The 11,057-nt window shown below is 54.9% G+C and carries 7 protein-coding genes; 5 read left to right on the forward strand and 2 right to left on the reverse strand.

Annotated elements, in window-relative coordinates; all coding sequences use genetic code 11:
* Nucleotides 1-129: 129 nt before the first annotated feature.
* The 5 genes from ACFOLF_RS16275 to ACFOLF_RS16295 all read left to right on the forward strand — a co-directional run bounded on the left by ACFOLF_RS16275 (nt 130) and on the right by ACFOLF_RS16295 (nt 8,092).
* Nucleotides 130-1,254 carry a GntR family transcriptional regulator gene (locus ACFOLF_RS16275; RefSeq protein ID WP_210045022.1) on the forward strand — a complete coding sequence of 375 codons (1,125 nt, stop codon included), beginning with the start codon at nt 130-132 and terminating at the stop codon, nt 1,252-1,254.
* Nucleotides 1,255-1,732: 478 nt separating this feature from the next.
* A complete protein-coding gene (locus tag ACFOLF_RS16280; protein WP_210045023.1) occupies nt 1,733-3,061 on the forward strand; it encodes an ABC transporter substrate-binding protein in 1,329 nt (442 codons plus the stop codon).
* Nucleotides 3,062-3,133: 72 nt separating this feature from the next.
* On the forward strand, nt 3,134-4,018 hold the full coding sequence (locus tag ACFOLF_RS16285; protein ID WP_210045024.1) for a carbohydrate ABC transporter permease: 885 nt from the start codon (nt 3,134-3,136) through the stop codon (nt 4,016-4,018).
* 7 nt (nt 4,019-4,025) lie between these two features.
* A complete protein-coding gene (locus ACFOLF_RS16290) occupies nt 4,026-4,850 on the forward strand; it encodes a carbohydrate ABC transporter permease (protein ID WP_210045025.1) in 825 nt (274 codons plus the stop codon).
* A gap of 164 nt (nt 4,851-5,014) precedes the next feature.
* Nucleotides 5,015-8,092, forward strand: coding sequence for an alpha-mannosidase (locus ACFOLF_RS16295; RefSeq protein WP_210045026.1), 3,078 nt, complete (start codon nt 5,015-5,017; stop codon nt 8,090-8,092).
* Between the two features lie 260 nt (nt 8,093-8,352).
* Here the strand turns inward: ACFOLF_RS16295 and ACFOLF_RS16300 are convergent, their stop codons facing one another.
* Nucleotides 8,353-8,598, reverse strand: coding sequence for a CPBP family intramembrane glutamic endopeptidase (locus ACFOLF_RS16300; RefSeq protein ID WP_379113776.1), 246 nt, complete (start codon nt 8,596-8,598; stop codon nt 8,353-8,355).
* A 245-nt stretch (nt 8,599-8,843) separates the two neighbouring features.
* Nucleotides 8,844-11,051 carry a family 78 glycoside hydrolase catalytic domain gene (locus ACFOLF_RS16305; protein WP_210045027.1) on the reverse strand — a complete coding sequence of 736 codons (2,208 nt, stop codon included), beginning with the start codon at nt 11,049-11,051 and terminating at the stop codon, nt 8,844-8,846.
* Between the last annotated feature and the right edge of the window lie 6 nt (nt 11,052-11,057).

Below are 11,057 nucleotides of genomic sequence, written 5' to 3' on the forward strand. Positions count from 1 at the left end.
TGTCTGGAATTCGCTGTTCTCCCGCATAAACTGTATAAGAAAAAAGGTAATATTACCAACAATGTTTGACACAGTTGATACAAATACAATATAGTCAGTATATGATCTTGCGAGGAAGAAAGGAATTATATGTCGAATTATCCGTACTCCCGAATCAAGGATGATATCAAGCGAAGAATCATGGAGGGGGAATGGCTCGGAGATTCACGCTTGCCCTCCAGCCGCGATTTTGCCCAGGCATACAAATCAAGCGTCAACACGGTAGAGAAAGCAATCAAGGAATTATCCGCGGAGGGACTGCTCAAGCGGGACAACCGGAGAGGCACCTTCATCGAGAACGGAGTCGTCTCCCAGCTCGGGCATAACCGGTCCGGTCTTGTGGCTGCATCCGTCATTGGCATCGAGAATCCGCTGTGGGCGACGGCGCTCAGAGGAATTGAGGACGTCCTGCACCTGCACGGCTTCCATCTGCTCAGCTACAGCGACGACCGGAGTCTCGACAAGCTGGAAGCCCTGGTCAAGGGAGCGGTAGCCAAGCGGGTGGATGGCGTGATACTCAGTCCGATCTATGGCAAACATCATGAGGAACGCAATCAGAGCCTCTACCATCTGCTGACCAGCAGCGGCATCAAGGTCGTTTTTCTGGACCGCCATCTGTACAACAGCGACATTCCTTTCGTGACCAGCGACAACACGGCCAGCGCCTACAAGCTGACGAAAATGCTGATCGATAAGGGACACCGGAGGATTTTGTTCATCCGCAATTCCGATGTCAGCACATTCAACGAAAGGCTGCTCGGGGTCAGGCAGGCTTTTCTCGACTCCGGAATTGAATTTGACCCGGACCTGGATGTGCTGCTTCAGACGGAATTCGAGAACTTCCAGGAGGAATTCGAGTCCTACAGCTCCAGAATAGCCGAGAAAATCAAGGAAATACCCTGCACGGCCATTTTCACGGCGAACGACCAGATCGCAGAAGCCGCTATTGATGCGCTTGACCGGCTCAGCATCCGTTTTCCCGAGGATATGTCCCTGGTGACATACGATGCCCTGAACCTGAACCGCAAGCTGAAGCTTGACGTCACGGGTGTCAATCAGCCCTTCTATGATATGGGGAGAACCGCCGCCAATCAGTTGATGAATCTGCTGAATGGCAAGGATCATCTCTCTGTATTGGGGCAAATATGCAGCGCTGAGATCAATTACGGCACTTCTGTCGGCCACCCTGCTGCAAGCGCAACAAACGCAAGCTAAGCCTGCTTGATAGAAGAAATGGCTTTCGCCGTCTTATGCGGCGCAATAAGCTTCTTTCCTCAAAAATAGCAGCAAAGTATAGGTCAAATTTTGTACTTTCTTATATTTCAAGAAGAACCGGCTGTTGCCGTCCCTTGGCAGCCAGGCCAAGCTTCTTCCCTCCAAAATAATGGCTGCGAACAGCCAATTTTCTTAAATAAAGAACCGGACTCTATCGCCCGGTTCTTTATTTGTGTCATCTGTATTAATTCAATATGAAATATCAATTGATGTATTGACACAGATAATAAATGGAGCTATTATTATGTTGTAAAAGTAATACAGATTATTGATTTATGTATCAAATAATTGATACAGTCAGATGAATTATGGCTAAATACTGCCTCAAGCGATTTCTTAACCGGCATGATTGTAAGCGCTAACGTCCGCAATTATGCGGCGCAGCTCTGCAATATATTTTATAAGGGGGATAACATACGTGAGAAAATGGTTTGGCAAGCTGTCGCTTGTATTATTGACTGCCGTATTAACGACGGTTGTAGCCGCCGGATGCGGAAATAATTCAGCAGGCACAAACAATGGAAATTCCGGTCCGGCTCCGGCGGACGGCGGTGCGGCTCCATCAGGCAAGAAGGAGAAGCTGACGTATTACGGATTCTCGGAATGGGTTACCGATCCGGCTTATGCGCCCGTCTTCGGAGAGCTGAAGACAAAATTTGAAACCGAGAATCCCGGCTTCGAGGTCGAATTCCAAAGCGATCCGTACGGCACATGGGAGACGAAATATAAAGTCATGTTTGCCAGCGGCAACGCGCCGGACCTTTTCATCGTAAACAATCCCGACTTCCCGACCTTTGCCAATTCCGGCTATTTGCTCGATATGGGCGCGACGCTTGGCGAGGATTACTTCAAGGACTTCTTCCCGGGCATCCTGTCCATGTACAAGTGGAACGGCAAAAACATGGCGCTGCCGTATACCACTGATGCACGGGTGCTCTGGTACAATAAGGACATCTTCAAGCAGGCCGGACTGGACCCGGAGAAACCGCCTGTGACATGGAGCGAATTGAAGGCTGACGCCGAAACGATCACGAAAGCGACGGACGGCAAGGTAGCGGGCTTCGGCCTGGATCTGGGTCTGAAGGAATTCCCGGCCCAAAGCTTATACACGGCTTCAGACAGCTCGATCATTCAAGTTGATGACAGCGGCAAAATTACTCCAACCGTCAATGCGCCGGTATTCAAGGATTATCTTCAGCTGCTGAAGGATCTGAAACCATCGCTGGAGCCCGATTATGCCACATTGGATCATTTGAAGCTGGGTACGCTGTTCGCACAGCAGAAGGTTGCGATGGTAATCGCCGGAACATGGGTTACCGACCAGAATCCGGATATCCAACCATTCTACGGCCAGGCACTTGTGCCGAAATATAATGAGAGCGCGCCGGACGGCTCCTTCGGAGGCGGCTTCGGGATCGCGGTATCCGCAAGCAGCAAGCATCCGCAGGAAGCGCTTAAGCTGGCGCAAATGCTGACGTCGGTCGACTTCAACTCCCGTACAATGAGCGATGTGCCTGCCAACAATGCTTCGCTGGCTATATCCAAATTTGCGACAGACCCGGCCTACAAAATTTTCATGGATCAAATCAAATCCGCCCGTCAATCGCAGCCGAAGACGCTGTTCTACAAGGATATCGATTCCTCCGTTTATGATACGGTATCGAAGGTGCTGCTGAAGGATCAAGCGGTCGATGACGCCGTGACCGAGCTGGAAAGTGCAATCAACAAAATTACGACACAGAAATAAGCCTAGCGGGGGCGGAAGGTTCTTCTGCCATCTGCCCCTCTTCGCATAATGAACAGCCTGGGAGATATGAGGATGACTCGTAAACGATTTTTTCGAAATGCGGTTCCCTACCTGTATTTGCTGCCTTCCATAGTGGTCATCGCAAGCCTGCTTGCCTATCCGCTTGTCTACAATTTATATGTGAGCGTTCACCGCTGGCAGTTAAGCCGGCCCGACAAACCCTTCATCGGACTGGACAATTTCAGGGCGGTTCTGACCGACGATCTGTTCAAAACCGTACTGCTTACCACCGTCATCTGGACGGCAGCCGGCGTCGCCCTCCAAATGGCGGTTGGTCTGCTCTCCGCACTTTATGTGGATGAACGGCGCCGAAGCCAGGGGCTGCTCAGATCATTGCTGCTCCTTCCCTGGGTACTGCCGGGCGTTGTCACCGCGCTGATGTGGAGCTGGATGCTGCAGTCTGATCTTGGGATTGTGAATGAAATTTTAAAGTCCCTTCATATTATCGACCATGACGTCTCGTGGCTGAGCTCCGAGCATATGGCGCTTGGAACACTGATTTTCGTCAATACGTGGAAAGCGTTCCCGTTCTGGTTTCTCATGATGCTTGCGGGGCTGCAGGATATTCCGAACGATCAGGTGGAGGCGGCCCGAATCGACGGCGCCCGCTGGTTCGGCATTGTGAGGTATGTGAAAATCCCCCACCTGAAATCCATTATTGGGGCAACTGGAGTTATCACCACCATATGGACGCTTAATTATTTCGATTTGATCTGGGTCACAACCAAAGGCGGCCCGATGGACGCAACCTCCACGCTGCCTATCTATACCTACCGCCTGGCCTTTGATTTCTTTGACTTTGGCAAATCGTCCGCTATGGCGCTTATCAGTCTTGTTATCATCGGAATCATCTGCTCGCCGTATATGCGGGCCATGCTGAAGTCTATTAGGGAGTGAGCATCAAGTGAGAGGCATACGTCTTGGGAGCCATGTTCTGATCCTGATCGTCATTGCTATTGTTATTCTGTTTCCCTTGTACTGGCTGCTTGTGACCTCGGTCAAGCCGTCCGCAGAAATTTTCGCCGATCCGCCTACCCTGTTCCCCAGGCAAATCAGCTGGGAGCATTATACCAGCGTGTTCCGCGGTTCGGAAATTCCGACGTATTTTTTCAATTCCATTCTGATTACAACGGTAACCGTCTTCGTCGTATTGGCTATCGCCAGCCTCGCCGCCTACAGCATGACGCGCTACCGGTTCAAGGGCAAGCTGGCGTATTTCACCATTATTCTGTTCGCGCAGATTATGCCCTTGACGACTCTGATTGTTCCTCTCTATATTATGTGGGGCAAGCTCCATCTGCTGAACACCTATACGAGCATTATTCTCACGTACTGCGCCATTTTGCTGCCGATGGCGATTTGGCTGCTGACCGGCTACTTCAAAGGCATACCGAAGGATATTGACGAAGCCGCCACGATCGACGGCTGCTCCTCGTTCGGCATACTGCTGCGCATGGTGCTGCCCCTCGCCCGTTCGGGACTGGTAGCGGTCGGGTTGACAGTCTGCATCACGGTATGGCAGGAAATCCTGATTGCGATGACGTTCGTCAGCACGGATTCCATGAGAACGCTGCCGGCGGGAATCAACACGTTCATCACCAAATCCGGTATTCAGTGGGGACCGCTGAACGCCGCAGGAATCGTCACAACGCTGCCCGTTCTGCTTATCTTTATTTTATTCCAGAAGGCCCTTGTCAAAGGGCTCACGGCAGGAGCGACCAAGGGGTAAGAAGTGCCTTGTTTTGCCCTGCCCTGCTGCTATCCGGGATGCCTGGACCCGGCGCGATGAAACGACACCGGGTGGCCGACCGCCGTCATGCAACACCACGCCGCGAGCCGGGAGCTGCGCGCAATACAAAAAGAAGCTTATCAAACAACACGGAGGAGCCTGACATGCAATCAAAGGAATGGCTGTACCATATTGAGAAATGGCTGAAGGAAAAAGACGCCTGTCTGTATCGTCCAATTGGCGAGGCGGAATTCGACTATTATATAACCGATTCCCTGCTGCCGTACGAGGAAGCGGTCCAGGGCCCGTTCACGCCGATTGCGCCGGGCGCACAATGGGGGGACAAATGGCTGTACGGCTGGTTCCGGGGCAGCTTCGAGCTCCCCGCCGATGCCGCGGGCAAGCGGATAGAAGTGCAGCTGAATCTTGGCGCGGAGAGCACGGTCTACGTCAACGGCCGGCTGGCCGGCGCGAAGGATGACCGCCACCCTTCGCTGACCCTGACCCGCAGCGCCGCAGTGGGGGATTCCTTCGGCATCGTGGCGGAAGCCTATGCAGGGCATGACCGGGAGCTGCCGGTCTACCGGCATGCGCAGCTGGTCGCCGTGAATGAAGAGCTGTATCAATTCTTCATCGACCTGAAGGTCCTGCTCCAGCTGCGCAATGGCCTTGCGCCAGGCTCGCTTCGCGTGTCGGAGATCGACACCGGATTTCTGAAGCTGATCTCGGCTCTGGACTGGAACGAGGCGGCGTCTGCTCCGGAGGAATTCGCCCTCGCAGGCCGTTCCATCCTGAAGCCCCTGCTGGACTGTGTGAACGGCTCGACGGCGCCCAAGCTGTTCATGATGGGACAGTCCCATCTGGATATCGCCTGGCTGTGGCCGATCGAGGAGACCAAACGCAAAATCGCCCGCACATTCTCTAATCAGCTGGCTCTCTTGGACGAATACCCCGAATACCGCTACATGCAGAGCCAGCCGTATCTGTTCCAGCTGGCGAAGGAGCTGCATCCCAAGCTGTATGGAAGGATTAAGCAGTATGTCGCGGAGGGAAGAATCATCCCCGAAGGCGGCGCATGGGTGGAGCCGGATACGAATATACCAAGCGGCGAAAGCCTGGTCCGGCAGTTTCTGTACGGCAAACGGTTTTTCCGCGAGGAATTCGGCGCGGAGTGCGAGATGCTGTGGCTGCCGGATGTATTCGGCTATTCAGGCAACCTGCCGCAGATTATGCGCAAATGCGGCATCCGCTATTTTGCTTCCGTGAAGATGTACCAGACATATGACAATATCGTCGATCCTTTCCCGTATAATACGTTCACCTGGGAAGGCATCGACGGCTCAAGCGTGCCCGTTCATCTGCTCGACTACGGCCCATTCCCCAATCCGGCCGATGTCTCGTATGCGCTCTTCCAATGGAACGAGCGGATTCAGAAGACTGGCATATCGACCCGTCTTGTGCAGTTCGGCTACGGGGACGGAGGCGGCGGCGCGAACCGCGACGATCTGGAATTCCTGCGCCGGATGGGCGATCTGGAGGGCGTTCCGCGGACGGCTATCAGCGCGCCGCGGGAATACTTCGAGGATCTGGAGCAGCGCGGAATGCCGGACTCGCATTACGTCGGCGAGCTTTATTATCCGGCGCACCGCGGCACGCTGACCTCGCAGGCCAAAATGAAGCAGGGCAACCGGAGAGGTGAGTTCGCCCTGCGGGAAGCGGAAATATGGAGCGCGCTGGCTGCGCTTGGCGGCAAAGCGCCGTATCCCAAATCGAAGCTCGACGCCAATTGGTACAAACTGCTGCTGCTGCAGTTTCACGATATTTTGCCGGGCACGTCGATTACGCGGGTGCATGAGGAAGCCGAGCGGGAGTTCGACGAGCTGCTGCATTCGGCAAGCGGGCTCGTACGGCAGGCGGCTTCCGCGCTGACGGATAGCTCCGGAACCGGCGAAGGCATTACCTTCTTCAACTCCCTGCCATGGGAGCGCGCAGCGGTTGTTGAGCTGCCGGATAATTGGGAGCACGCACGTTATGCCGCGGCTGAACAGTCCGCGCAGAACGGTCCGCTCTATGTGCAGCCGCAGCAGGAGAAACGATATGCCCGCGTAACCCTTCCGGCGATGGGATGCATATCGTTGGAACCGGCAGGCAGTGAACCGGAGACAGCAGTTGAGGCGGATGCGAGTACCACCGGAGTGAAGGCGACTGCCGGATCACTGGAAAATGAGCACCTGAGGATAATGCTCAACGAGCGCGGTGAGCTCACAAGCATCTGGGATAAAGACACAGAGTCGGAATGGGCCAAGGGACTTTGCAACCAGTTCCTGATGTTCCGCGATCAGCCGTCGAACTTCGATGCCTGGGAGATTGACCGCCGTTATGCCGATGCGGAGTTGGCACTCCCTGAGAGTGCGAGTATCACCGTCCTCGCCGAAGGCCCCTTGTATGCAGCCGTTCGGGTCGAGAGAATACTGAACCAGTCCACTGTCATTCAGGAAATCCGGCTGGAGACGGGGAGCAGACGGGTCGAATTCCGGACGCGGGTGGACTGGCGGGAGAAGCATAAGCTGCTGAAGGTCGGCTTTGATGTCAATCTTCATTCCCATGAAGTTTTGAACGAAATCCAGTTCGGCTACGCACGGCGGCCCAATCACCTGTCCCGCCCGCATGATGCGGACCGGTATGAGGTCAGCCAGCACAAGTGGTCAGCGCTGGTAGAAGGCAACCGCAGCTTTGCCCTGCTCAACGACGGAAAATACGGGCTGAATGCTGAGGGCAGCCGGATGAACCTGACGCTGCTGCGTGCGCCGACCTGGCCGGATGAGCGTGCGGACGAGGGCTTGCATGAATTTTCATACGCGCTGCATGTCTGGAACGAAGGGTTCATGAGCAGTCCAGTCATTCGCGAAGCGTACGAGCTGAATGCTCCGGTACTGTCGGCTCCCGGCATAGCGGAACCATCTGCCGGACTAGCCTCATGCGACCGGGACAATATCATCATCGACACGGTCAAGCTGGCTGAGGACGGCTCGGGCGATCTCGTCCTCCGTCTGTATGAGGCCAAGGGTGCGTCCAGACGCAGCCGGCTCCGTCTGGGCTTCGACATCATAAGCGCAAGCGAGACCGATATGCTGGAGGAACGTGTAATCGCGGATCTGCAAGATTCGATAGATAAACGTGAGATTGCTTTGTCATTTACTCCATTCGAGGTCAAGACCGTGCGCTGCAGTCTGCAAGCCTAAACGGGTTGCAGACTGGCATTAGCGGCAGCCCAGGGCATGCAAGTGCTCCGGGACTGCCGCTGCCATTCCTATGGGGGATAGCGTCAACGTACGTCTGTTATCATGTTCCGATGTCGCTCGGAATTCAGGAAAATTGAGGCTGGGCAGCAGACTGCGGCCTCATACTCATCGCAAGCCAAATACATTGAACAAGGAGAAGGAAAAGAACGATCAAATCATAACCCATTCCGGTAATTTCATTGCCGGGGAACTGGATGAGATTATGCAGAAAATGGAATAGGATCAACTGAAAAGATATTATTGTTCTTCACCATCAGCAGAGCCAGGGCGCAACCGACCAGGTGGGCATATACCAGCTGTAAAATCGTCTGCTCCGTGCTTTGACCTGACATTACATTCAACATATGTGTAATCGAGAACAGGATGCTGGAGGTGATGGCCGCCGACTGTACACTTTTGTTCAGCAAGGTCTTCAGAATCAGCCCCCGGCAAACGGTCTCCTCCACGAACCCTACCAACAAGGTGAAAAGAATACATCGCCTGCCGTCGCGGCCTTGAAGCCTTTGAGACTGATTACAATCAGCACAAGGACAAGCGGAAAATAATCAATTCAATTACGTTTCGGGATATTGGACCTTCCGGGAAGCGGAGGGAAACAAGCATCCCTAAGAAAGGACGTGACCCGGCCAGCGCATGGCTGCCGGCATCCCGTCCTTATTCTTTGAATATTCACCTTTAAACATCTATGGCTTTACCGGCCCGCCGGCCGTCTCACCGCTTGATCAGGGAGAACAAGCTCCGCAGCCTTGCCATCGTAGCGCACCTCTACCGTGCCTCCGGGGACAGCGATGCGCAGATGAAACGGCTTCATACCCGGAGGCAGCTGCGGCTCGAACGAAACCTCTCCCCATCCCGGCCGCGCCGGCTTCAGGCCGATGATATCCTCGATGACCACGGGAATCGGCGCGCTGCCCCAGGCATGGCACAGACTGGTATTCCATTTCTGGTCCTTGCCCCAGGCCTCAAAGCAGGTGGTCGCTCCCTCACGAAGCATCTGGCTCCAGGAATGCTCGTCATCTCCGGTAATCAGCTCATAGATCAAAGGGTATTCTCTCACGCCGGCCAGCGCCTTCAGTACAAAATAAGCCATATAGACGCCGCAGCTGAACCGTTTGCGGCGGATTTCGGCAACGAGCGCAGTCACTGCTTCCTCCGGCGCCAGTCCGAACAGCAGAGGGAACACAACCGCATGCAGCGAGCTGTGCCCGCTGTTCACTGCATCCGTGAACAACCTGCTCTCCGGCCGGTAGAAAGCTGCGAGAAACGCGGTTTTGAATCCCGGGAGCGCGTCCTCATACTCCATCTGCAGCTCATCCTTGATCTCCTGCACCGACTTCATGCAGCCGTAATAGAGCGCGTTGATCACATTATGGCAGCCGTCTCCTGCCGGACGCGTCAACGGAAAGTCGTAGCCATCCCGCAGATTATCGGGCCAATCGACGAGGTTCCATTTGTCCTTGACATCGGCCAGCAGACCGTCCGCACGGCGGTACTTCCGGAAATATTCGACGATGCCTTCGGCATAAGGCAGCATCTCACGTAAGAATTCGGCATCCCCTGTATGCCGGTAATAGGTGAGCAGCTGCATCGGCCATTGACAGGAGAAGTCTGCAATTTCCTGCATGAAGTTCCCCGGCGCCACCGCCATCATACCCGGACATACCGCCGTGCTTAAGGCAAAGTCGCGAAGCGCCTTCCGGACCATACGCGAATCGCCGCTCAGATACAGATGCGCATGGCCGGTAATGGTATTGTCCCCGAGATACTGCCCTTTCTCCCGGCTCGGACAATCCACGTAAGATTCCTGAGCGCAGTTGCGGACGGCCCGGCCGCAAATATCCCAGATGCCGCTTAACAAGCGGTCCTCCGAGCGGAAGCTGCCGCTCTGCGCGTCTTTCAGCGGATAATGGCGCACGACAGCCGCGAACGTCTGCTCGTCCAGAGCCCCGTCCGGCCCGATGACCTCCACATAGCGGAACGCTTTATATTCGAAAGGCTCCAGCTCGTCCTCGTGCCCGGACAAGGTCCATTGTTCCCGGTAATTGCAGTTGCAGCGCATTTCATAACGTACATGTCCCTCATCATCCTGTTCTTCTCCGCAGCGTATTTCAACGACCGTTCCTGCTTCGCCGCGGGCCTTCATCGTGAATTGGCCTGTAATCTCCTCTCCGAAATCTACCAGATAATGATCATCCCCGATCCGCTGCACCCGGGCTGGATTCTTCCGGTATACCTCCACGGGAGGCGTAGGCTGCTCGAAGAGCATGTAACCGGTATGCTCCAGCCCGAGCGCGGCTGGCGTCAGCCAGCCGGAGTCGTCATAACTCGCCGCGCGCCAGCCGTGGAAGGCAAGTCGGCTGTCGATATGCTCGATATATTGGGTGTCGTAGCCGGTCGTGGCTGCGTCCCCGGCGCCATATTCCATCGTGCGCGCACAGCGCCAGCTTTCGTCCGTTTCCGCGAGCGGCTCTGGTTCGCCCGCCGTCGTCAGCTCGGCAATCAATCCCTGCCGCAAATCCCCGCTGTTGTAAGCCCGGTTCACCAGCCCCTGGTAATATACATGGACGGCGATGACATTGCGTCCGACCGCCATATAAGGAGTGACATCCAGCCGGTTGTAATGATAATGGAACGGATATCCCTGGGCCGGACCCTGCGCGACAAATATTCCATTGATATAAAGCTTGTAATAATCGTCCGCGCTGATATCCAGCCGCAGCTTCTCCAGTTGCTCCGCTGCCAGGTCAATCTCTTTGCGGAACAGGGTATGATGATGCTTCAGCTCCGGAGGGTGCACGCTTCCAGGCTGTGGATCTGCCTCCTTGTGCAGCAGCCCGATCGGGGCGATGCCTTGAAACTCCGGATGCCGGATCCAGTGCGCCTGCCAATGTTTATTCATGTATGC

Origin of the sequence: Paenibacillus sepulcri (assembly GCF_042647105.1) — a bacterium.
Lineage (GTDB): Bacteria > Bacillota > Bacilli > Paenibacillales > Paenibacillaceae > Paenibacillus_Z > Paenibacillus_Z sepulcri.